Origin of the sequence: Enterococcus sp. AZ196 (genome assembly GCF_050498845.1) — a bacterium.
GTDB classification, from domain to species: Bacteria; Bacillota; Bacilli; order Lactobacillales; family Enterococcaceae; genus Enterococcus_A; species Enterococcus_A murrayae.
Map to the genome: position 1 here is coordinate 2,258,098 of NZ_JBIPAM010000001.1, position 24,216 is coordinate 2,282,313.

A 24,216-nucleotide genomic window follows, 5' to 3' on the forward strand; every position below is an offset into this window, starting at 1 on the left:
ATTATAGCGAAACATCGCCAAATTACTATCAAAAACTTAAAATTCTTCTAAAATCTGATAGAGGTCAGTTAATTTTTTAATCTGAAATGTTGGTTTGATTTCCATTGCTTCTTTTCCCTGTGGATTCATCCAGATCGTATCTATCCCAGCAGTTTGCCCACCTTTGATGTCTGAAGTTAAAGAATCACCAACGATTACGGTCTTTTCTTTATCCAACTGAGGAATCTCAGCAAAAACAATGTCAAAGAATTCTTTCATCGGTTTATGGACACCCATCTCTTCCGAAATAAACAATTTCTTAAAATAAGGAGCCAGTCCTGATTTTTTTAGACGTTGGTGCTGCGTTGCAGAGACTCCATTAGTAACTACATAAAGATCTTTTTTCTGACTTAAGTTCTCCACGACTTCTAGGCTGTTTGAGATCAACTGATGCCCTTGATTTAAATAGTGCCGATAACGAGCTTCTGTCCTCGGACCATCAACCTCTCGTTCATACTGCTCAAAAAATAAACGGAAGCGGTTATCTAACAGTTCTTGGCGCGAAAGCAACCCTGCTTCATGGTCACGCCAGAATCCTTGATTCATTTTTTTATAATTATTTTTCACTGATAGGGAGGGCTCTACCCCCATATCTTGAAACAGCCAGCTTAAAGCTTGCTCTTCCGCTGCCTTAAAATCCAGTAAAGTATCATCAATATCAAATAAAATTGTTTCGTATCCCATTTTCAAACCTTCTATCTAAAGTATGTTTTTAATTGTCGAAGCTCAGCTAGCGTCAACGATCGATAAGCACCTTCTGCTAAGTCTTCTGGTAAAATCAACGGCCCCATTGCAAGGCGCACCAGACTAGTCACTTTTTTCCCACGAGCCAAAAACATCTTTTTGACTTGATGAAACTTGCCTTCTTGGATAGTCAGCAGAACCTCCGAATTTCCAGCTTCTGAATTCAGAATTTTCAACTGTGCTGGCTGACAACGTATCCCACCGTGAAAAATTATCCCTTTTTCAAAAGCCGCCACATCTGCTGTGGTCACTGTTTCATTAACTGTTGCACGATACAGCTTTGCAACTTTAGCATGCGGCTGCAAAAGATCATAACCTAATTGTCCATTGTCCGTCAAAAGTAATAATCCTTTTGTATCTCGATCTAAGCGGCCGACTGGATATAAAGCGGCAGGGCGGTCTTCTTCCCCCACTAACTGTGTTACTGTTTGAAGTTTTGCATCTTTCTTGGCTGTCACAACACCTGCTGGTTTATTCAGTAAATAATATACATGATTCGTTTTCAATTTTTGACCATCAACAAGAATCTCATGGAGCTGACTGTCGACATTTCGATGCTGATTAAGCTCGATTGCCCCATCGATAAAAACCTTCTTCATAAGAAACAGACGTTTCATCTCTTTTCTAGACGTTTTAAGATTTTGTTCTATCACCTTATCTAAGCGCATGTTGGTCTCCTTCAAATCTGTCGGACTTATTATACCGAATTTTATATAGAAGACAAAACCCTCAAGCTTGGCATTTACGTTTTATTCACTTTTGAAGAACAGTACGGTTTATCTTTTGCCTGTAAATCATGCTCTATTAAATAATTAATTTCCTCTCTAAAACCTCTACACTAGCGCATTTCCACTGATAAAATCACTCTTTACTCAAAACCAGCAGGAAGTTAATGCTTGCATTTCGATTAGATTAGACCTAGAATTTAATTATACGAGTCAGAGATTCGTATGATTAAGTGAATCGACACTTCGGTGTTAAAAGGTTTCTCATACACAGCGTTATGACCTGGTAGAGAAAGTTGTACTTAGACTTTTTTTGGACAGTTGTGTATACGACTGTCTTTTTGCGTTTTTTTCGCAAAGCCATTGTGCTGAGAATAACCCGTCACTTAAATAAAATCTGTCTGCTTAACCACAGACAGTCACATTTTAAGGAGGAATTTGGTTATGGCAGTATCATTGAAAGTAGAAGAAAGAGCAACTCGTCCTCGTTCCATTCGTAACAAATTACGTCATGAAGGAAAAGTTCCCGCAATCGTCAATGGGTACAAGGTTGAAAGCACACCTATTTCAATCGACGAGCGTGAATTTTCAAGATTATTGCGTGAAAATGGTGCAAATACTGTTTTTACTGTTGAAATTGGCGGAAAGAAAGTAAACACATTATTACGTGAGACTCAATTAGATACTTTTACTCATCGTTTAACACATGTTGAATTAGTATCTGTAAACTTGTCAGAAGAAACTGAAGCTGAAACAGAAATTAATCTAGTCGGTGAAGCTGTTGGCGTGAAGGCTGGCGGAGTGCTTGCCCAAACACTTTATACAGTAATTGTCTCTGCAACACCAGAAAAATTACCAGAAGGTATTGAAGTTGACATCTCTGGACTAGAAATCGGTCAATCAATCTCAATCAGCGATCTACCTAAGAACCCTGATTATACGATTGTAACGGATGCAGAAGAACAAGTCGCTTCTGTACAAGAAGCTCAAGAACTTCCTGCAGAAGGCGAAGTATCTGAAGGTACTCAACCAGAAGTCATCGGTGAATCAACAGAAGAATAACTATTTGTTAAGATGTGCCGGAAATATTCCGGCATGTCTCTTTTTTATCAAATTACAGTAGATAAAGAAGAATTTCTTCCCTACTTTAAGTAGCTAATTATTTAGTTTTTCTTATATACCAAGTACAATGAGTGGTCTTTTTTGATAAAAAGATTTACAATAAGGCACTACAAAGCTTACTTGTACTTTTAGTAAGTGATTCCAACTAAAGGAGGAAAATCTATGTTTGAAACATTTGATTCGAAAAAAAGTCGTTATGCCTCTGTCGGTGTGGTGTCCAGCTTGCCAGGCGAGCTGATTGATAGTATCTGGTATATCATTGACTTAGACTTAAAGGGCTTGATCCCATTAGACAATATCTTAAGTTTTGATTTGATCAACAATAATGGACGTGTCACGATGCACTTCTCCCAAGAAGGCAGCGAGGTTGAGATGGGGATTGACCTGCCGTTTGGTTTTTCTTATGATTTCCCACAAGAAGTCTATGCTTATGATGACGGCAACCGTCAAACCATTTTATTACCGAATGAGATCCGTCAACGCTAATCTTTCAGACAACCTTTCTTAAGGGTTGTCTTTTTTTCTTAACTTTTTACTCGATCCTCTTGCTTTCAGAAAATATTGTGGTAATATCAATCAGAAAATTTTATTAGAAAGCGGGAAAAAGATGAAAGAGTTAACTCACGGAAATCCGGCAAAGCTGATCATTCTGTTCGCCTTGCCCTTATTTGTAGGAAATGTTTTTCAGCAATTTTATAGCATGGTCGACATGGTAGTTGTTGGTCAGACATTAGGAAAAGATGCATTGGCCGCAGTAGGAGCTACCAGCAGTGTCAGTTTTTTGATTATCGGATTTGCACAAGGTTTGACTGCAGGCTTATCAATTATAACTGCACAACGTTTTGGCGCCCAAGATATTCAAGGTGTCCGAAAAAGCTTTGCTTCCTCGATTCTCATTAGCCTGGGAGTAACAATCGTCTTAACCGTTTTGAGTCTGATATTCTTACGACCGTTACTATTATTGATGCAAACCCCGCCAGAACTATTGGATCAAGCGCAAAAATTTATTTCAATAATATTGGCCGGAATTTTTGCTTCAATGAGCTTCAATTTATTATCCAATATGGTACGAGCGTTAGGCGACAGCCGCACACCGCTATTTTTCTTAGCTTTTGCGGTTGTAATCAATGTCGTTCTGGATTTAGTATTCATTATTTATTTTCACATGGGTGTTGCAGGAGCAGGGTTTGCGACGGTTATTGCTCAAGTAGCTGCTAGCTTGATGTGTGTGTGGTTCATTCGAAAAAAAATCCCTTTACTGCAGATCGGCCGGAAACATTTTTCTTTGGATAAAGCAGATTTGCGTGTGCATTTGAATGCAGCACTGCCAATGGGCTTCCAATCATCTATTATTGCGATTGGTGCCGTCATTTTGCAATCAGCTTTAAATACCTTAGGAACTGATGTTGTAGCAGCTCAAACTACTGCAAGCCGTATCGATCAATTCGCCATCTTACCTATGATGTCATTTGGAATCACTATGGCGACCTTTACTGCACAAAATCTAGGGGCCAAAGAATATGGACGTATTTTACAAGGCGTGAAACAATGCTTATTGATGAGCGGAGCATTCAGTATCTTTGCTGGGCTTCTAGTCATAACCTGCGGCCGCTTTTTTGTCGCACTTTTCGTTAATAGCACTGAAACTCGTGTCTTCGAACTTGCACAGATTTATTTCACTATCAACGGCTCTTTATACTGGGTTTTAGCCATTCTATTTATCTTACGCTACACTCTGCAGGGTTTAGGTCAAGCAAAAATCCCAACGATTGCCGGGATTATGGAACTTGTCATGCGCTCCTTTGCAGCTATTATTTTGACACACGCATTCGGTTTTGCCGGTGCAGCATTTGCTTCACCATTAGCTTGGATGGGATCAACGGCCGTCTTGCTGACTTCATACTTTAAAGCAATGCGACACTTGAAGAAATTGGATCAGGAACAACAACTACATCTACAAATAAAGAGTGAGGGCTAACCTCACTCTTTTGCTAGTTGGCAATATACATCCAACATATTCTGAGAAAACTCTGAAGTAAAATCCTTAGCCATATCGATAATTTGGTTGCATCGTGCAAAATAAATCTGGAAGTACATCTGCGAATCGTCTTCCAAAATTCGTGCTACTGCCGATGCATAGCTCATAATCAACAATTCTTTAATGCCTTCTGATTCTCCAAAAATCCCCACAAAATCTAAGCCGCATTCAACAAAATACAATTCTACGTCAATCAAGGCTCGCTGATTTTGACAGCTTTTGCGAAACTTTCTCAACAATTCTTCCGCTTTTACTAAAGAACGATCGATTTCTCCATGTGGAAAAAAAGCTTTCTCTAACCTTTGATTTGTTGTTTTTGCCAAGCGCATTCCGTAATCATCGCCTAAAAAGCGTGAATCAACAATCTGTTGAGCAACCTCCGAATGTTTATATACCTGACAAAGCAACTCTATTAACTGATCATTATCTGCCTTATACAATTTATCTCGCAATCCTGAAATCGTCATTTCCATCCTGCACCCCTCACCTTCATTCTTTTTTAATCTTAATTTAACTTATTTCAAATAAAAAGAAAAGAACTTTTGATGCTTATTCAAGCCAAAAGTTCTTAATCTGTATAAATGTTTTTAATAGAGCCAATTAAATCACCTACATGATAGGATCACATTTTCCGCTCTTTAAGCCATGTTTTTCTAGTTTCACCTACAATTAATGGAACTGTCTCATAAGTTACTTCACTATATTCGATCCCAAACCAGCGCTCTGGAGTAACCGTATGGTGTTTGATGGCGAGTCGTGCCTGCATCACTTGACGATCCCATTTATCTAATTTCGTCATATTCGACAGCACTTCTTGAATCATCACAAAGCGGAAGTCACCAACTTGGCGTCCCGGTGTCAATGAGTAATGTTGCGGTTGTTTTGGCAAACGTCCTTGCTTCATCAAATCATGGATGATCTGACGTAAATAAACATTGACGTCTTGGGAAATACGAAATCCCAAATAAAGTTTGACCTTCACAATAAAATCCGTTCCCATCATATCGATACTATATTCTTCCGTGTAAGGCTCATCTGTTACTTCCACATTCACGAACCAATAAACTTTTGCTCGCTTCAATCGTTTATCTAAAATCGAATAAATAAATTGCTGTGGAATCTGATCCCCATCCAAACGCGGGACCAGAAATACCACGTTCGTCTGATAATATGGAATCTTGTTATCATCGTGTAATTCTTGTAACTGTGGAAGATAGTCTTTGAAGTTCACATCTTGGCTAGTATTTTCCTGTACACGATTGCTTCGGTACCAGATGTACATGACACTCAAGATCAATAGTGCCATTGCGACGGCTACAAAACCGCCGTGGAAAAATTTAGTCACACTTGAGATGAAGAAGAAACCTTCTAGCGTTCCGAAAAAGACTAACATTAATAGTGCCAAAAACCGAGATGTTCCTTTTTGCAGCAGGTAGTGATACAGCAAGAACGTGGTCATCAGCATTGTAACTGTAATGGACAGTCCATAAGCCGCCTCCATATGACTAGACGTACGGAAAGTCAGAACAATCAATGAACATGCTGCCCATAAAATCATATTGATTGCTGGAATATACATCTGTCCAATACTTTTACCAGGATAGATAATCCGCATTCTTGGTAAGAGTTTTAACTTGATTGCCTCAGAAACCAATGTAAATGATCCTGAAATCAATGCTTGAGAAGCTATGACTGCAGCAATGGTCGCAAAGACGACTCCAAAAATCATCCAGCCCTCTGGCAATATTTGGAAGAAGGGATTCAAATTTTCGATGCCTTCGATCGCCGCATCTCCTTTAGCATGCAAAATCCATGCAGCCTGTCCAGCGTAATTCAACATCAGACAAAGTAAAACGTAGGGCCAGCTGATATGGATATTCTTTTTACCTACATGTCCCATATCAGAGTAAAGAGCTTCTGCACCAGTCGTTGCCAAGAAGATACTTCCTAAAATAAAGATACCCATTTTATTATCAGGACTGAATAATAAGTGAACGGCATAATAAGGATTCAACGCCTTGATCACACCAAAATCATAAGGAATGTTTAATAAGCCCATTAAACCTAAAAACGTAAACCACAGAAACATGATGGGACCAAAAGCCTTTCCAACAAAATCCGTTCCAAATCGTTGGATCAAAAATAGAAAGAGCAAAATCACTAAAGTAATAATCACGATAATATTTTGATTATTACCGAATTCTTGATAGAAACCTGGAATTCCTCTCAACCCTTCGATTGCCGTCGTAACTGTCACGGCTGGTGTCAATACTCCATCGGCTAATAGCGCTGCTCCGCCAATCATCGCAGGCACGATTAAATACTTCCCGCCTTTTCGCACTAAGGTGTATAAAGAGAAGATTCCTCCTTCACCATGATTGTCTGCTTTTAAAGCAATCAGCACATATTTGACCGTCGTTAACAGCATGACGGTCCAAAAAACAAGGGAGACTGCTCCAAGAACAAAATCTTGCGTGACAGTACTCAACCCACCATTTTCTTCCAAGATAGCTTTCATTACATACAATGGGCTTGTCCCGATATCTCCGTAAACAACCCCCATCGCGATCAGCAATCCAGCTGCCGAAAGCTTCTTAATATGATCTTTCTTCTTTTCCATTTTGCACACTCCTATTACAGCCAATGCTGAAGCGGTATTGATTCTTTATATTAAGCTTTAGGCTCGTTGCAGTCATTTTCTCTTATAAGCACGTTTTTCATCTGTTTTTATGATTGCATTTTATGTTATGTGAAAAATGAAACTGACAGTTCGTCTAGTGTAAACAAAGTCACTTTCCTAACAACGCTAAAACATATAGAAACTCGCAAAAAAGACCTAAACAACAGCTCTCACTATTGTTTAGGTCTTGCAAATTATCTCTTAGACCAGTGCTATGCACTAGTTGTTGATCTAAAAGCATAGAGCCAGGCTCTATGTCGCTACTCCCCTAAAACTTAACCGTATTATCCAGTTTCCAGAGAGGATTGTCAAAGAATAACCTCAAATTAGAAACTATTTTTCTTCTTTTTTACTTTCTTCTTCCTTCAACAAGGCTTTGCGAGAAGCATTTACACGACCTTGACGATCGATCTCTGTAACTTTAACGAGTACTTCATCGCCTAATTTTACGACATCCTCCACTTTATTCACACGTTCATTCGCAAGCTGAGAAATGTGAACCAAAGCGTCTTTGCCTTTGATTAAGTTTACGAAAGCGCCGAATTTCTCAATACGAACGACTTTACCTAAATAAACTTCACCGACTTTAACTTCTTTCGTTAATTCTTCAATGATCTTGATTGCTTTCTTGATCATGTCTGCATCTGAAGAAGCAATGCTGACGTTCCCTTCTTGATCAATATCGATCTTCACGCCGGTTTCATCAATGATCCCGTTAATAGTGTCGCCGCCTTTACCGATAACTGTTTTGATCTTATCTGGATCGATTTGGATCATTTCAATCTTCGGTGCATATGGGCTTAATTCTTCACGCGGTGTAGCCAACGTATCTGTCAATACTTCAAGAATTTCCAAACGGGCTTGTTTTGCTTGTGTTAATGCTTCAGTCAAGATTTGTTCTGTGATTCCTTGGATTTTGATATCCATTTGTAGAGCTGTGATACCATCTTTTGTACCAGCAACTTTAAAGTCCATATCGCCAAGGTGATCTTCTAGACCTTGAATATCGGTTAAGATCGTATAGTTTTCCCCATCAGAGACAAGTCCCATTGCGATCCCAGCAACTGGTGCTTTGATTGGCACACCAGCATCCATCAATGCCAAGGTTCCGGCACAGATACTTGCTTGAGAAGAAGAACCGTTTGATTCCAATACTTCCGCTACTAAACGGATTGTGTAAGGGAAATCTTCTTCACTTGGAATAATTTGCGCTAAGGCACGTTCACCCAACGCTCCATGTCCGATTTCACGACGACCAGGAGAACCTGCACGTCCCGTTGAACCAACAGAGAATTGTGGGAAGTTATAATGATGGATGAATCGTTTGCTCTCAACTGTTCCAAGACCATCAATGATTTGGTGTTCACCTAATGGTGCCAAGGTACAAGCAGATAACGCTTGGGTTTGTCCACGAGTGAACAGACCTGATCCGTGAACACGAGGCAATAACCCAGTTTCAGCGGCTAATGGACGGATTTCATCCAATTTACGGCCATCCGGACGAATCTTATCGATCGTGATCAATTCGCGAACCACATCTTTCTCAAGATCTTCGGCGATTTGTTTCACTTCTTTAGTTAATTGCGCTTCTTCTTCATGATCCGCAAATTTCTCTGCGTACACTTCTTTGACGGTTTCTTTAACTTTTTCGATCTCGTCTTCACGAGCCAATTTATCCATGGTCATTACGGCTGTTTTCATTGTTTGATAATAGCCATCAAAGATTTCTTTCTTCAACTCAGGATCAACTTGTAATAATTTGATTTCCATTTTTTCTTTGCCGACAGCGGCAACGATTTCTTCTTGGAAAGCAACTAATTCTTTGATTGCGTCAAAACCAAATAATAATGCTCCTAGCATATCTTCTTCAGAAACTTCTTTAGCACCAGATTCTACCATGTTGATGGCTTGTTTTGTTCCAGCCACTGTTAAGTCGATATCTGACTCCGCATGTTGTTCTTCCGTTGGATTCAGTACATATTCGCCATTCACTCGACCAACATCAACACCAGCGATCGGGCCTTCGAATGGAATATCTGAAATGGCTAACGCCAATGAAGAACCAAACATCGCAGCCATTGCTGGTGTGCAATCTTGTTCAACACTCATTACGAAGTTCGTTACTTGGACTTCGTTACGGAACCCATCCGCGAACATTGGACGAATCGGACGGTCGATTAAACGGGCAGTTAAAGTCGCTTCCGTACTTGGACGTCCTTCACGTTTGATGAAGCCGCCAGGAATTTTCCCAACCGCATACATTTTTTCTTCATAATTAATCGTTAATGGGAAAAAGTCGAAATCCTTCGCTTCTTTTGAAGCAACTGCTGCACTTAATACAACGGTATCACCGTAACGAACTAATACTGCACCATTGGCTTGTTTAGCAAGCTGACCAATTTCAACTTGCAGAGGGCGCCCGCCCCAAGTGGTTTTAAAAACTTGTTTTTCTGACATAATTTCTCCTTTTTCCTTTGACCAGTGCGACGCTACTAAACAAATGGAAACAGCGAAATCCTTCGCTTCTTGCATTTGGTTAGTAGAGTGACAACACGCCAATCAAAGGGATTTTATTTTTTCTGAGTTGAGCTCAGATAATTACTATTTGAAACCTCAGCAGCCAGCTCGTTAATAATGAATGAATGTTACTGGCGTAAAATTCTTTTGTTCTCGTACGCATAACATTGCGCTAAACTGCTTGATCTATAGTTGGTAATAATTTCTTTTTCACCAACTAAAACTGGAAAAAACGCAACTGTCAAAAAAAGTGAGATTCCTAGGAACCTCACTTCAATAGTAGTACGAATTAACGACGTAGTCCTAGACGTTGGATTAATTCACGGTAACGTTGTACTTCGTTCTTACGTAAGTAAGCTAGCAAGTTACGACGATGACCAACTTTTTTCATTAGACCGCGATATGAATGGTGGTCTTTTTTGTGGACACGTGCATGCTCATTTAGTTGATTGATTTCTTCCGTCAATACAGCGATTTGTACTTCTGGAGAACCAGTATCTCCTTCATGGCGAGCAAATTCATTGATGATTTCGTTTTTACGTTCTTTTGATAATGCCATGGTTTTCACCTCTTCCTTTTTTCTTCCTATGACTGAGTAGAGCGTTGGTGAATCGCCCAACCAAGTGATAGGTGGTGCGCTTTGCACACTCTAACACTTTACTTGATTTACTCCAAAAAATCAAGCTGTACAGCAATTTAAACTACTCTTTTAGAATCATTACAATTTTTTTAAAGAACAGCTTTATTAAAAACAGTTTTTTTACCTTACTTACTTTTTGTGTTAAACTAACGTGATGAAATTAAAGTCTTGAGAGGAGATTTTTTAATGATCACAATGGATGATATTATTCGGGAAGGCCATCCGACTTTGCGAGCTGTCGCCAAAGAAGTCCCGATTCCTCCAACTGCTGAAGATGTGGAGCTTGGCAAAGAAATGTTGCAGTTTCTTAAAAATAGTCAAGACCCTGTGAAGGCAGAAGAATTAAATCTACGAGGCGGAGTTGGTTTAGCGGCTCCCCAATTAGATATCTCAAAACGGATTATCGCGGTTCACGTTCCTAGCGTTGACCCAGAAAAACCGGAGAACGGCATCAGTACCGTCATGTATAATCCGAAAATTTTGAGCCACTCAGTTCAAGAAGCTTGTTTAGGTGAAGGCGAAGGCTGTCTGTCAGTCGATCGCGAAGTACCAGGCTACGTGGTTCGTGCTGCGCGCATCACTGTTTCTTATTTTGACTCGGAAGGCGAAAAACATAAGATTCGGTTGAAAAATTATAACGCAATCGTCGTACAACATGAGATTGATCATATCAACGGCATTATGTTCTATGATCATATTGATGAAAAGAACCCCTTACATTTGAAAGATGGCGTGTTAGTCATTGAGTAGATCAAAATGATTGATCTAAAAAATACTTAATAAAAGCCGAACGACCATGTACTATCGGAATCGATAGAAATAGGATTGTTCGGCTTTTATTTTTTTATGCTGCTTTTAATAAGAAGTTAGTTCTTTCGTGTGTTTTTTCTTTTTTAGTTTAGCGTTTATTCTTCATATAATATACCTTTTTCTGAAAGAGCGTGTTTGATTTCTAATAAATCATCCAATGTCTCATATGCGATCGTGTGAAGATGAATGCCTCCTGTCAACTCAGATAAGAGCGTCACCCGCGATCCATTGGCTTCTTTAATGAATCGATCAACATCTTGTTCAGTCGCCAAATGCAGTCCGCCGACTAATTCCCCATATAAGGGATGCTCCACTATTACATCAACGACCTCACCGCCATGTTCAATAATCGTACGCAGTTCTTCTTCCGTTTGTTCAGGTGCATGTTGTACGGCAATTTTACTAAATAATTTCTCTGACTCACGCTCCAGTAAATATCCGCGCGCAGTTGCGATGATATCCTCACCTGCTGCTCGTAATAAAGCGACATCACCAACCACAATCTGACGACTCACGCCAAATTCTTTAGCAAAGCTTGTCGCGCTGATGGGTTTTTCCGCCTGCTGCAGTGCTGCGAGAATCTCAGCTTTGCGTCTTTCACCATCGATCATAATTATTTCAACCGCCCTTCTTGATAGTTCCGTGACTGTTTCATAATATCTTTGAATGTCTCTACAATTGTTTCGCGATAATTTTCATCTTTCACTAAACTCGCGACATTCTCCAAAACACGCTCTTCACGGCTAGTATCCAAAACAGCTTTCTTCGTTTGTGCTTTGTAGGCAGTCACTTCATTCACTGCTGCCATGCGTTTTTCTAACAGTGCAACGATTTCTTGGTCGATTGTATCAATTTTTTCCCGTGCTTGAGTGAGCTTATCCTTTTCATTCTCGTCCTCAATCGTCTTAATGATCCGTGCGGGATTTCCGCCGACCACGACATTAGCCGGAAACGATTTTGTCACTACCGATCCAGCCGCCACAACAACATTATCACCCAGAGTTACTCCAGGAACCACAACCGATGAACCGCCGATCCAAACATTATTGCCAATGGTAATTGGTTTGCCCAATTCTTGTCCACTATTGCGTTTGCCTGGCTCTAATGGATGACTCGCCGTGTATAGTTGAACACTCGGTCCAAATAAGCAATTATCTCCGATAGTAATCGGACAGATATCTAAAAAGACATTGTGAAAATTACAATAGAAGTTTTCTCCTACAAAAATGTTATAGCCATAATCAAAAGAAATTGTCGGCTCCACATATACACGGTTTTTAGTTCCGCCAAATGCTTCCTTTACAATCACTTCTCTTTTTTTCTTATCCGATTCTTGATTGATTGCTCGTAATTTTACACGCGCATCTTTGCGATCTGCTACCAATTCAGGATCTCCTGCAAAATATAATTTGCCAGCAATCATTTTTTCTTTTTCAGTCAACTCCACACCTTTTCCCCCTAGTTTAAAATAAATAGATTCTTTTGATTTTCATAAGCTGCCATCTTTACACCTTTTCAAAAACTACCGTTCCATCCGCCTGTACAAAATCATACGTACTGGTTAATTGGATTGGTGTTTGATTGATTACTAATACTTTCGCATCTTCGTGTTTTTCATAAATTAAATCACAAAATGGATGAACTTGGAAGCTTGTCCCGACAATAACTACAAGCTCCGCATTTCTTACCGCCGTAATCGCCTGCTGGATGACTGTCTTTTCAAAGCCCTCGCCATACAAAACAATATTTGGACGAATTTGTCCGCCGCAAACTTTGTGGCGATCGCTTTGTAAATAATCTGTCCATGCTACGGATTGCTGACACTTGCGGCAATAACAATCGTAAAGAGAACCGTGAAAATCCACTAGTTGACGACTTCCTGCTGCTGTGTGCAAACCGTCAATATTTTGCGAAACCACCCAGACATCTTTTCTTTTTTCCATCTGCGCCATTGCTTGATGAATACTATTCGGTTGAGCTTCCTCGTGGTATAAATGTTTGACAAACTGATAAAATTTCTCTGGTTCACGAACAAGACACTCGCTGCTCAGTAAGTATTCCGGCGCTTCAATTCCATGGTAGATACCTTGTAACGAACGATAGTCTGGTACCCCCGAAGGAGTAGAGACTCCTGCCCCTGTTAAAAAGGTTATTCTTTTACTTTGCTGAATCATTTTTACCGCTTGATCAATCGTGATTTCCATTTTTTGTCACCTCAAGAATTAGTATAGTATAAATGCAAGGGAAAATAAAAAGAGTTCCCCCAGTTAACTATACTGAGGGGACCCTATCCATATTTACTTCACTACAATTTACGTTTCAAAAATCAAATCGATTGTACCGAAGAGTTGTTTATCGGATAATGACAAGACTTAATCGTATCATTAGCCATTCACTTTTTCAGTTGAAACATTTAGGAAAAACGAAAAGAAGCTCTTTTCCAAAAGAAAAATTATTTACCGAACTTTTTTGTCCATTTAAACAAATAAATCTACGCGAAATAAAAAAACAATCGTCTTTTTTGTTCGTTCCAAATGATTTCCATTGACTTTTTCATTTTTAGGCTTTAGACTGTGAAACATAATAACTGAATACGAGATGCCTCAGGACAATGAGGTAGAGGTCGCGAACCTTATTAACCCTATGGAGTGTAGAGACACGTCGAAGTAGGACTAGGAAGTTTCGCCGAAATGTACAGAATTCTCTTTATTTTGTATGTTGGGACGCAAGCGAATAACTTGCGGACTGTCTTAGCAGTGATGCTAAGTTGCGCTATGTTTTTGTGAGAGGGAACATCATCTTCTTATTATCTGCAAGCGGCCTTATATACGAATCGGCGGCTTTTTTTGTTGTAGATTTTTAAAAACATCCCCTACCCAATCTCGTGATTTCAAGAAAGGGAGAAATTATGAATAGAAGAAAATTTTCAGTTATCGCACTCATCGCATTATTTATTTCATTTCTAGGAGCCCCATTAGTCACTCGGGCAGACGAAAAAACACCTGAAGGAGAATTACGTGTCGGTATGGAAGCGGGCTATGCTCCTTTCAACTGGACTCAAAAAGATGACCGAAACGGCGCAGTAAGAATCCAAGGCGACAAGGCTTATGCTGGCGGCTACGACGTCCAGATGGCGAAAAAAATCGCCGATAAAATGAATCGGAAATTAGTTGTTGTTAAAACTGAATGGGATGGTTTACTGCCTGCCCTACAATCTGGCAAGATCGACGCTATTATTGCCGGCATGTCACCGACGGCTGAACGACGTAAAGAGGTCGATTTTTCTGACCCTTATTACGAATCACAATTAGTCATCGTCACCCGTAAAGATACTGATTACGCCAAGGCTACTTCAATCAAAGATTTTGCTGGTGCAAAAATCACTGCCCAGTTGAGTACTTTCCATTATGATGTCATTCCTCAAATCCCTGACGTAAAAAAACAGGAAGCCATGGATAATTTCCCGGCGATGCGTGTCGCTTTGGAATCTGGAACAATCGATGGGTACGTTAGCGAACGACCTGAGGGTGTGACTGCAGAAAGTGTAAACCCTGATTTGAAAATGGTGGAATTCGACAAAGCGGACGGCTTCCAAACCAATCCGGAAGATGTTCAAGTTTCTGTTGGGATGCGCAAAGGAGATCCTGAAATGGCGCAAGTCAATCAGATCCTAGCTGGCATTTCACAAGACGATCGGGTTGAAGTCATGGATCAAGCCATCAAAGATCAACCAGCTACAGATGAAACACAAAACTCTTCAGGTAAAAAAGAAAATGTATTTGTTCGTATCTTGAAGCAAAACGGTTCGATGTTTCTGCGTGGTACAGGTATGACATTGCTGCTTGCAATCGTGGGTACCACTGTTGGTACATTGATTGGCTTATTAGTCGGTGTCTTTCGAACGATTCCTGAGTCGGACAATAGCGCAAAACGCGGACTGCAAAAAGTGTTTGGTTGGCTGTTAAATGCTTACATCGAGATTTTCCGTGGAACACCAATGATTGTTCAATCAGCCGTAATCTATTATGGGATCGCCATGGCTTTCGGCATCGATCTGAATCGTACAGCTGCTGCTCTATTCATCGTATCAATCAATACTGGTGCTTATATGTCAGAAATCGTCCGTGGGGGAATCTTCGCTGTCGACCAAGGGCAATTCGAAGCTGCTCACGCAATTGGGATGACTCATGGTCAAACAATGCGTAAAGTCGTACTACCGCAGGTCTTACGAAACATTTTGCCGGCGACCGGAAATGAGTTAGTCATCAATATCAAAGATACTTCGGTATTGAGTATCATCTCTGTTTCTGAATTGTTCTTCCAAGGGAAATCAGCTGCCGGAACGAACTACATGTTCTTCCAAACCTACTTCATCATCTGTGTGATCTATTTCATCTTAACCTTCACAGCAACGCGTATCTTACGAGCTGTTGAAAAGAAAATGGACGGTCCTTCGGCATATGTCCGCTTAGATGATGTAGACGTAGCAGTTGGTGAAGATAAATAGTAAGAAAGGCTGAACGAACTCGTGAAGTCAAACCGCAAGAAAAGCGAAACGAACTCGTTCTGCTTTGCCAGTCCCACTAATAGAAATAAGGAGGATCATTATGAGCAGTATCATTGAAATCGAACATTTGAAAAAGAGCTTTGGCGATAACCTCGTCTTAAAAGATATCAGCATGAATGTCAACAAAGGAGAAGTCGTGACCATTATTGGTGCGTCTGGCTCTGGTAAATCCACTTTTCTGCGTTGCATCAATTTATTGGAAACTCCAACAGATGGAAAAATCATGTATCTAGGTGAGAATGTTTTAGCGCCGGGCTATAATTTACCAAAATATCGTACCCATTTAGGAATGGTTTTCCAATCCTTCAACCTCTTCAACAACATGAACGTTTTGCAAAACTGTATGAGCGGTCAAGTAACAGTTTTAGGCAGGAAGGAAGAGGAAGCCCGCAAAGTTGCGTTAGAAAATTTGGAAAAAGTTGGCATGGCACGCTTCATTGATGCCAAACCAGCACAGCTTTCTGGAGGACAGAAACAGCGGGTCGCTATCGCTCGTGCCTTATCAATGAATCCAGAAGTCATGCTGTTTGATGAGCCGACATCCGCCCTTGATCCCGAAATGGTCGGCGACGTGCTGCAGATCATGAAAAAATTAGCGGGAAGCGGTCTGACGATGGTGATTGTGACACATGAGATGGCTTTTGCGAAGGAAGTCTCTGATCGTGTCATCTTCATGGATAAAGGAGTCATCGCAGAACAAGGAACACCAGAAGATATCTTTGTACACCCGAAAGAAGCTCGAACAAAAGAATTCTTGCATCGAGTATTACATCCAGAACCTTAAAACTTATACACCAAAAAAGCGGCAGAAGCTCTTAACTTCTGCCGCGATTTTTTTTGCCAAATATTTTTTGATAGTATTGGTCAGCCCTACGATAAGAAACGACCCAGATACCGGAAACTAAAAACCGGCCAAAGATTCCAATGGGCGGAAAAAGAAAAACTCCGCCTAAAACAGCTAGGTTAATAATTATTGATAGCTTGCTGCGTTGGTCACGCCTTAAAACCTTTGCCACATGACTATCAGGCTCATTCGCTTTGATCAGCTGTTTCGATAAAACACCATATGAAAAACTCCACATCATGTAAACTAGCACATAAGAAAATTCCGGCCAAAAATGGTCAGGATTACGACCCACCCAACTCGTCACCGCAGGGCATAATGTTAGCCAAAATAACCAAAAAATATTTGCCCAAATAACACGATAATTGATTTTTTCTGACATCTGCATCATTCGGTGATGATTCACCCAGATCACAGCGACAAAAATGAAGCTCACCACATAGGCAATTAATGTATTCGTGATACTCAGCAATGACGCCAGAGATGGCTCGTCAGGTATTTGAATATCCAGCACGAGAACGGTCAATACAATAGCAACTACACCATCTGTAAATGCTTCCAAACGTGACTTTGTCATTTTTTCACCTTCTTTCTTAGAATAGCATGAAAATTGTTTTTCCCTATATAATTTTACTCACTTTTTACTGGTTAATAACTGACAGGTTTTTGTAAATAAAGTACAATATAGAAGAAATATGCTTAAAAAAATTCAGATTAATAAATTAATTTAATAAAGGAGGAAAACAGATGTTATATGAGGAACTTATGTTTGATGCGTCGCTCCTCTTGCGTTTTAATATCTTTAAATACCTAAATCAAACATCAAAAAAAATACTAGCAATCAGTCAATTGTCAGAAGATTTAGATTTAAATTATCAGCAAAGTGTCATTGAGTTGAATGAAATAGATCAAGAATTGGCAGAAATTCGGCCAAATCACGAAACAATCATGATGCGTGCCGGAAAGGTAAATCTAGAAAATCTCAACGCTACCGTTGATGAATATCGGTATCACCTATTGCAGCAAGCGGTGCCGTTTCAGTTTATCCTATACTTCCTAAATGAAGAAAATCCAACAATCGAACAATTTTGTGAGAAATATTTTGTGAGCCGCTCCACAGTTTCTCGTAAGATCGATAAGTTGAAAAGACATTTAAAACGCTTCAACATCCGCTTTACTTATACAGAGGCCGGAATGTCTGGAGATGAACGCTTGATTCGTTTAGCATTGTTTGATCTTTTATGGCTTGGAACCCGTGGAATTGAATGCCCATTAAATGTTGATCAGCATCAGTTGAATCAAATCGTTGATACATACAAAGAATATTTCCCGTTGTCACGAACGTACTTTGGAACCCAAGAAATCAAATTATTTACTTCGATTGATATGATCCGTGTCAATAACAAGAAATTTGTCAAATACGACCCGCGCTACAATTTCTTAATGAAGGACAATCCTTACTACGACTTTACTTCATTGCGTGATTTAGTCGATGTTCCTATGACGACCCGTCAGTTAAAAGGCGAATCTAGCTTCATTTATTTGTTAGCTCACTATTCACCTTTCTATACGATTCGTGATGATCAGAGTATGAAACAAACAATTCACGACTTTAATGCCCGGCCAAATCCAGTCAATGATTTTGTTACAGAATTTCGTAATTTCGCGAAAAAGGCGCTGTTTCCTGATCGTCCTGAAATGATGGATGATCCGTTAGTTATTGCGAATTTATTGAATATTACCTTCGGCTACTTTATTTTCCGGCAACCATTCCCAAGTATGATCGAATTGGTGATGGATCCCAATGAAAAACAAACGCGCGGTGAATATATTTTATTTCAAAATATCCAAAACTTTATGCAAATGGCAAAAGATAACCCGCAATACAGCTTTATTGGTTCTGTACATCCGATGCTTACGCGAGCCTTTAAGCGATTGTTATTGCCTTACTTCAACCAATTTCCATATGCGAATAATTTGAAAGTCGGGATCGCCTTGGAACACAATGCCATCTTCGTCCGTGATTTATATCGCTTCTTGGAAGATCTGCGCTTTATCGATGCTGAACCTTATGATGTGTCCTTGAAGGATGATTATGATTTAATCATCAGTTCGTCTTCGTTGCTGAAAAAAGAAAAGCCGCATATTCAATTGTATCAATTGGACTTCCCATACACGAAAAATGAGCTGATTCCGCTATACCTGGAATTACGGAACATTTACGATAAGAAAAATCGCGTGTATGAATAGTAAAATCTCCCAAGGACATGATGCCATGTTTTTTGGGAGATTTTTTCTTTAGTGATTAAGCCTTTTTTGCCGATACCATTCTGCTTGGTATTTTCTGTCAGCAGTTCACGTTTAAAATTTACTTGATATTATATAATTATTAGGTCTTTAATTTCACTAATTTGCGGCAATCAAGCGTTTTATTCGACTTTCTCCGAATAAATTCTTTTATTAATATATCGATAGATGAGCTTTATTTCTTATAAAATTAATGGTTTCGCTAGTCTTTCATCACATTTTATTCATAAGTAGTTGCTATTATATAAGCATACCAACAAACAACCCTAACACTTTTTCATTTTTTAACTCCTTTGCTCATCGGCCACCCACCGGTGAGCTCCTTTTTGTTTATAAGGAAATAAATATAATATTTTTGTCAAGTTAATTGCGTTCCACTTTCTTTATAGATTTTTTAATTTCTGAACAACCATCGTTCACACTTTTTTCACAACTAGTTGCTATTATATATGTATACCAACAAACAACCCTAACACTTTTTCATTTTTTAACTCCTTTGCTCATCGGCCACCCACCGGTGAGCTCCTTTTTGTTTATAAAGAAATAAATATACTTAATCTTTTTTTCAACCTACTTTCTTTAATTTTATGCCAAGCTTCATTCACAAATAATTCACAACTCGTTGCTATTATATAAGCATACCAACAAACAACCCTAACACTTTTTCATTTTTTAACTCCTTTGCTCATCGGCCACCCACCGATGAGCTCTTTTTTTTGCTAATGGCACTGTTTTAATTATTAGATTGAGCACGCTTGAAGTTTCTCTTTCACTCCCATATGTTTACAGCAAAGAAGCGTCCGTTTTTTCGGACGCTTCTTTTTAAATATATGCAAATTACACTTCCAGCATTTTTTCAGCAATCCGAGCCTCTGATCCGACAACATTCAATAGTCGATCATAGATTTGCCCGTCCTTCAAAAAGATGACATCTTTAGCGGCCTGAGCTACTTTGCTGTCATGAGTGATCATTACGATCGTGATTCCTAAGTCCTGATTGATCTGCTGAAATATGTTGATTACCTCTGCTCCAGCGTTGCTGTCTAAATTTCCCGTTGGTTCATCTGCCAAAATAATTTGCGGCTCATTCATAAGTGCTCGGCAAATTGCCGCTCGCTGTTTTTCCCCTACGGATAATTCATGCGGCAATTTGTCCAGCAAATGCTCGATTCGCAAAACTTGGAAAAACGGTGTCATCCGTTCTTCTGCTTTTACGGTATCCTGTTTATCCAAAATCGCAGGCAACAGAATATTCTCTCTCACAGTAATACTCTCCATCAAATTAAAATCCTGAAACACGAAGCCAATTTTTCGTCTGCGTATATCAGATATCTCATCGGGAAAAAGTTTATGCGTCACTCGGTTCTCAAATACTACCTCTCCTGTAGTTGGCGGATGCATCAGACCTAAAATTTTTAGTAACGTGGTCTTTCCACAACCAGAGCGCCCCATGATACAAGTGAAATCTCCATAATTGATAGTCAGATCAATTCCCTTGAGTACTTCTTGCCGCCCATAATTTTTAGTAATAGCCGCGGCTGTGATGATTGGCTCCATTTACTTACCTCCACTTTTCAATTCTGCGATAGATCAAGCTTGCGATAACCAGCCAGCCTAATAAATAAATACTGTAATCCATTAGGAAGAAGCGGCTAAATTCCAGCCATTCCTGCCTCGAGAAGAATCGCAGCATCCCCATAGTTCCAATAAAGCCAGCACTCAGCAGAAACCCAGCGACTATCGGCAGCAACGTAAAGAGACCCACCTGCTGTTTTAAAACCCTTCGCTACTCTTTTTCCGGCATTCCTAATTGATCCAATAGTCTCCTTCGAGCGATCAAACTGGCCTGCTCGCTCTCGAATTTTGCTACCAACAGCCCAACACTCATAAAAATGCATACAATTAACGTAAAAATCAGTAGTAAAATCTGCAAATAATTCTCCGTAACGACATTATCTTCACGTTGTTTTTTTTCGTATATCGGCTCGATTGTTGAATCCCATCGCTTATCGTCTACATAGCTCTTCTTCAAGAAGCTCAACGAATTACTATTTTTTTGGACGCCATTAACCAAGAATAATTGACGAGGACTTTCCTTCTTGGCGAGTTCTCTAAATTCTTCATCTGCTAAAACAAGAATATTTTCCTGCAATCCTCGTTGAAACATACCAGTTAAGACTAAACGTTCTTGACTTTTTATATTGCGCATCGGAAAAATCAAATCAACATTTGCTGTGTTGTAACTTTCCAGTGGTGTACCGACCCTTAGGCGCGGTCGCGTGCTTTGGGGATCCCAATCGATCGGTTGTCCGCGAATACTGATCGATTGCTGATAAACCACATGCCATTGTCCTTTTTTTAAATGCAGCGGGTGTTTCGCAAGTTTATTTGCTTGTCGCAGCTGCTGGTACGACGTCTCCGAAATACCGATATGCTGTCCTTGTATAAACATGACAGGTCGACTAGTTCCGAACGCTTCCCATTCAGGATCGCCATCGACAGATGTTACTGGATAGAAAGGATATTTTTCCCACGCTGCTTCGTTCTGATTCAAGATTGCTTCTACCTGCTGAACCTCCGGCTGTTTGACCTTTGCGACTACTTCATAAGGAAACAAATCGGATACCGACGTTTGTTGAAAGGTCACTAAGCGTGGTAAAAAGAAGCCGATTGTTAATACCTGTAATAGCGTCGCTACTATTAAACTATTCATACTTTTATGGAATCGGTAAAATAAATCATTGCGTGAAAGCAATAGACTGATTTTTCCACGCTTGTATTTAACATAGAGTCCGCCTCCGCCTAGAAATAGTCCCCATAAAGCAACGACCAGTGATCCTACCACTAATAATGTCTCCGCTGATTTTCGACGGTGGAACCACCAAAAAGTAATAGCTAGTGCAATCAAGCCTACTAATAGAAACAGTAGTGTCCATCGTTGGTTCGGCCGATCCGGCTTTGCCTGCTCTCGCGGTTCAAACTGGATCAGGCGTAATATTTTCTCCTGATGAAAGGACATTGCCAGTGTCAACAGACCGACATACAGTAAAAATGCCCAGCCAAAGCCAGATAGTTCTCTGGCAATCAGTAAACTAAGTGTTCCGCCAATCAGGATACCCGCTAATGCACAAAAACTAAATTCTTCTAAAAGCATCGCCAAAAAGGTCTTTTTTCGAATGCCTAGCTGAATAAATAATTCCATGTGCTTCGCTTTAAAATCAACATATAAGCCATCCATAAAGGCCAAAAATAATAGCAGCAATAGCAATAGAACGCCGCCTGACTCAATAAAAATCCGCAAAAGCCCCGTCCTATCAAGGATGGAATCCTGCGTATGGGTTCCACTAAATTCCTTATAGGTAAAAAAAAGAATTACTAGTGTAAAAAAGACCAGTGCATTGGCAACTATCAGCAGCAAATAATTCTTTTGATGAGAGCGAAAATTCCTACGAATCATCTGGTGAAACGCCGACGGATATTTTCCCGGAAAGGCTAATCGTCGTTTGCGATCTTCATTATAGGATTTTTCGATTTTTTGCAGCTCTGCATATTTTCGATCCCGCTCAATTTTATCTTCTAAATATCGATTCAAAAGAAATTCCAGTGCACCCAAAATCAAGATTAAAACAAGCCAGATACTGCTAGAATAGAATTGAATGAAAATGAAGTAAAAGAACATCGTGAAATACAACCATGCTACTTTAACTGATTGTAAAAAAGAGACGCTTCGATGACGAGTGGTCAAAACGGCATCAAGGATATAGAGCAGTGCCAATATCAGAAATATTCCCGTACCCACTAAAACGCCAATCCCAGAAGAAAACTCGTTTTGCCAGAAATGTAAAAAATTCCCGCTGATGAGACTACGAATCCAGACCTCAAGTAAGCTGAAGCGCTGATTGACACCGCCGATTATTTTTAAAAATGAAGCAATTATTAAAACTCCATAGCCCGCAGCCATGGTAATTCGATCCATTCTCTTTTGCATGATACCCTCCTCAGACAGACTTTTACACTTATTATCATATCAGAAGGAAGTTCTCGTGAAAGCGTTTATTCCAAATTTTTTGATCCATTAAATTATCTTCAAAAATAAGATAACGTGAGAAGAAGCGCATTTTCTTATGTTTATAGTTTTTTCTAATTTGCGAGAAGTTGCGCTGAAAAAAAGGCATCCTATTTAAGGATGCCTAGTAAGTAAAATTATTTTTTATGTGTTTCAAACAACGGGCTGACTGGTTTGTTTTCATGGATACGTTTGATCGCATCCCCCATTAATTCACCAACACTGATTTCGTCGATTTTATCGATCTTGCGTTCATCAGATAAGTAGATTGAATCTGTTACAACTAAATGTTCGATCGCTGAATCTTGGATCCGCTGCATTGCCGGACCGGATAATACAGGATGCGTACATGAAGCGTATACTTGTTTCGCACCAGCTTCTTTTAATGCATTTGCAGCTAGTGTAATCGTACCAGCTGTGTCGATCATGTCATCGATAATGACACATGTCTTCCCATCGACTTTCCCAATGATATTCATTACTTCGGCAACATTCGCTTTCGGACGACGTTTGTCGATGATCGCGATCGGTGCTTTCAAGAATTCGGCTAATTTACGCGCACGTGTTACCCCACCATGGTCTGGTGAAACAACCACGACATCGTCGCCGCAAATCCCTTTTTCTAAGAAGTAATCAGCGATCAATGGCGCGCCCATTAAGTGATCCACAGGGATATCAAAGAATCCTTGGATTTGAGAAGCATGAAGATCTAACGTCAATAGACGTGTTGCGCCAGCTTTTTCGATCATGTTAGCAACAAGTTTAGCAGTAATTGGTTCCCGTGCACGCGCTTTACGGTCCTGACGGGCATACCCGTAATAAGGCATTACGACATTGATTGTTTTTGCACTCGCACGTTTCAAAGCATCGATCATAATCAAAAGTTCCATTAAATTATCATTTACCGGACTACTTGTTGACTGAACGACATAGACATGACAGCCGCGAATACTTTCTTCAATATTTACTTGAATTTCACCATCGCTAAATTGGGTAACTGAACTTTTTCCTAGTTCAACACCGACTTCTTCAGCGATTTTCTCAGCTAAGGGACGATTTGAGTTCAAAGCAAAAATTTTCAATCTTGGATCAAAATAGTGTTTCGACATGGGGACCT

At 39.8% G+C, this 24,216-nt stretch carries 21 protein-coding genes and 1 riboswitch; of the genes, 7 read left to right on the forward strand and 14 right to left on the reverse strand.

Translation table 11 applies throughout. The features are described from left to right. Positions 1-36: 36 nt before the first annotated feature. Positions 37-723: a YjjG family noncanonical pyrimidine nucleotidase gene (locus IGI67_RS10800; protein WP_207107462.1), complete on the reverse strand. Its 687-nt coding sequence runs from the start codon at positions 721-723 to the stop codon at positions 37-39. 11 nt (positions 724-734) lie between these two features. Then, positions 735-1,451 carry a 16S rRNA pseudouridine(516) synthase gene (locus tag IGI67_RS10805; RefSeq protein WP_429957688.1) on the reverse strand — a complete coding sequence of 239 codons (717 nt, stop codon included), beginning with the start codon at positions 1,449-1,451 and terminating at the stop codon, positions 735-737. A gap of 501 nt (positions 1,452-1,952) precedes the next feature. On the opposite strand from IGI67_RS10805, the gene IGI67_RS10810 reads away from it, so the two are divergent. The 3 genes from IGI67_RS10810 to IGI67_RS10820 all read left to right on the forward strand — a co-directional run bounded on the left by IGI67_RS10810 (position 1,953) and on the right by IGI67_RS10820 (position 4,608). Next, positions 1,953-2,570, forward strand: a complete 618-nt coding sequence (locus IGI67_RS10810; RefSeq protein WP_429957689.1) for a 50S ribosomal protein L25/general stress protein Ctc — start codon at positions 1,953-1,955, stop codon at positions 2,568-2,570. A 222-nt stretch (positions 2,571-2,792) separates the two neighbouring features. Next, positions 2,793-3,116, forward strand: a complete 324-nt coding sequence (locus IGI67_RS10815) for a DUF960 domain-containing protein (protein ID WP_207107459.1) — start codon at positions 2,793-2,795, stop codon at positions 3,114-3,116. Positions 3,117-3,237: 121 nt separating this feature from the next. Next, positions 3,238-4,608, forward strand: a complete 1,371-nt coding sequence (locus IGI67_RS10820; protein WP_207107458.1) for an MATE family efflux transporter — start codon at positions 3,238-3,240, stop codon at positions 4,606-4,608. 2 nt (positions 4,609-4,610) lie between these two features. Here IGI67_RS10820 and IGI67_RS10825 read toward each other — a convergent pair whose 3' ends face one another. The 4 genes from IGI67_RS10825 to rpsO form a co-directional block, all read right to left on the reverse strand. Continuing rightward, a complete protein-coding gene (locus tag IGI67_RS10825; RefSeq protein ID WP_207107457.1) occupies positions 4,611-5,141 on the reverse strand; it encodes a hypothetical protein in 531 nt (176 codons plus the stop codon). Positions 5,142-5,290: 149 nt separating this feature from the next. Next, positions 5,291-7,288 (reverse strand): KUP/HAK/KT family potassium transporter, encoded by a 1,998-nt coding sequence (locus IGI67_RS10830; RefSeq protein WP_207107456.1) that lies wholly within the window; start codon positions 7,286-7,288, stop codon positions 5,291-5,293. A 393-nt stretch (positions 7,289-7,681) separates the two neighbouring features. Beyond that, positions 7,682-9,805 carry a polyribonucleotide nucleotidyltransferase gene (pnp, locus tag IGI67_RS10835; protein ID WP_207107455.1) on the reverse strand — a complete coding sequence of 708 codons (2,124 nt, stop codon included), beginning with the start codon at positions 9,803-9,805 and terminating at the stop codon, positions 7,682-7,684. 349 nt (positions 9,806-10,154) lie between these two features. After that, on the reverse strand, positions 10,155-10,424 hold the full coding sequence (gene rpsO / locus IGI67_RS10840; protein WP_088934178.1) for a 30S ribosomal protein S15: 270 nt from the start codon (positions 10,422-10,424) through the stop codon (positions 10,155-10,157). A gap of 267 nt (positions 10,425-10,691) precedes the next feature. Between rpsO and def the strand changes: the two genes are divergently transcribed. After that, a complete protein-coding gene (def, locus tag IGI67_RS10845) occupies positions 10,692-11,255 on the forward strand; it encodes a peptide deformylase (RefSeq protein ID WP_207107454.1) in 564 nt (187 codons plus the stop codon). A gap of 155 nt (positions 11,256-11,410) precedes the next feature. On the opposite strand, the gene IGI67_RS10850 is transcribed toward def, so the two are convergent. From IGI67_RS10850 to IGI67_RS10860, 3 genes are read right to left on the reverse strand one after another with little or no spacing between them, the layout of a single operon-like run. Next, positions 11,411-11,926, reverse strand: coding sequence for a transcription repressor NadR (locus IGI67_RS10850; RefSeq protein WP_207107453.1), 516 nt, complete (start codon positions 11,924-11,926; stop codon positions 11,411-11,413). Between the two features lie 2 nt (positions 11,927-11,928). After that, positions 11,929-12,762, reverse strand: coding sequence for a chorismate mutase (locus tag IGI67_RS10855; RefSeq protein WP_429957690.1), 834 nt, complete (start codon positions 12,760-12,762; stop codon positions 11,929-11,931). A 58-nt stretch (positions 12,763-12,820) separates the two neighbouring features. Beyond that, a complete protein-coding gene (locus IGI67_RS10860) occupies positions 12,821-13,519 on the reverse strand; it encodes an NAD-dependent protein deacylase (protein ID WP_429957691.1) in 699 nt (232 codons plus the stop codon). Between the two features lie 405 nt (positions 13,520-13,924). Beyond that, a riboswitch (Lysine riboswitch) is annotated at positions 13,925-14,098 on the forward strand. A gap of 125 nt (positions 14,099-14,223) precedes the next feature. Between IGI67_RS10860 and IGI67_RS10865 the strand changes: the two genes are divergently transcribed. Beyond that, positions 14,224-15,822: an ABC transporter permease subunit gene (locus tag IGI67_RS10865; RefSeq protein ID WP_429957692.1), complete on the forward strand. Its 1,599-nt coding sequence runs from the start codon at positions 14,224-14,226 to the stop codon at positions 15,820-15,822. Positions 15,823-15,922: 100 nt separating this feature from the next. Further along, on the forward strand, positions 15,923-16,666 hold the full coding sequence (locus IGI67_RS10870; RefSeq protein WP_429957693.1) for an amino acid ABC transporter ATP-binding protein: 744 nt from the start codon (positions 15,923-15,925) through the stop codon (positions 16,664-16,666). A gap of 31 nt (positions 16,667-16,697) precedes the next feature. Here the strand turns inward: IGI67_RS10870 and IGI67_RS10875 are convergent, their stop codons facing one another. After that, the gene (locus IGI67_RS10875) at positions 16,698-17,303 is read right to left on the reverse strand and encodes a TMEM175 family protein (protein WP_429957694.1); all 606 of its coding nucleotides are present in this window, start codon (positions 17,301-17,303) and stop codon (positions 16,698-16,700) included. A gap of 170 nt (positions 17,304-17,473) precedes the next feature. On the opposite strand from IGI67_RS10875, the gene IGI67_RS10880 reads away from it, so the two are divergent. Beyond that, positions 17,474-18,976 carry a helix-turn-helix domain-containing protein gene (locus tag IGI67_RS10880; protein ID WP_429957695.1) on the forward strand — a complete coding sequence of 501 codons (1,503 nt, stop codon included), beginning with the start codon at positions 17,474-17,476 and terminating at the stop codon, positions 18,974-18,976. Between the two features lie 894 nt (positions 18,977-19,870). Here the strand turns inward: IGI67_RS10880 and IGI67_RS10885 are convergent. The 4 genes from IGI67_RS10885 to IGI67_RS10900 form a co-directional block, all read right to left on the reverse strand. After that, complete coding sequence (locus tag IGI67_RS10885; protein WP_429957696.1) at positions 19,871-20,590, reverse strand: ABC transporter ATP-binding protein; 720 nt, start codon at positions 20,588-20,590, stop codon at positions 19,871-19,873. A gap of 4 nt (positions 20,591-20,594) precedes the next feature. Continuing rightward, positions 20,595-20,783 carry a hypothetical protein gene (locus IGI67_RS10890; protein WP_429957697.1) on the reverse strand — a complete coding sequence of 63 codons (189 nt, stop codon included), beginning with the start codon at positions 20,781-20,783 and terminating at the stop codon, positions 20,595-20,597. A gap of 36 nt (positions 20,784-20,819) precedes the next feature. Next, positions 20,820-23,021, reverse strand: coding sequence for a hypothetical protein (locus tag IGI67_RS10895; protein WP_429957698.1), 2,202 nt, complete (start codon positions 23,019-23,021; stop codon positions 20,820-20,822). Positions 23,022-23,236: 215 nt separating this feature from the next. Beyond that, positions 23,237-24,208, reverse strand: coding sequence for a ribose-phosphate diphosphokinase (locus tag IGI67_RS10900; protein ID WP_016179446.1), 972 nt, complete (start codon positions 24,206-24,208; stop codon positions 23,237-23,239). Between the last annotated feature and the right edge of the window lie 8 nt (positions 24,209-24,216).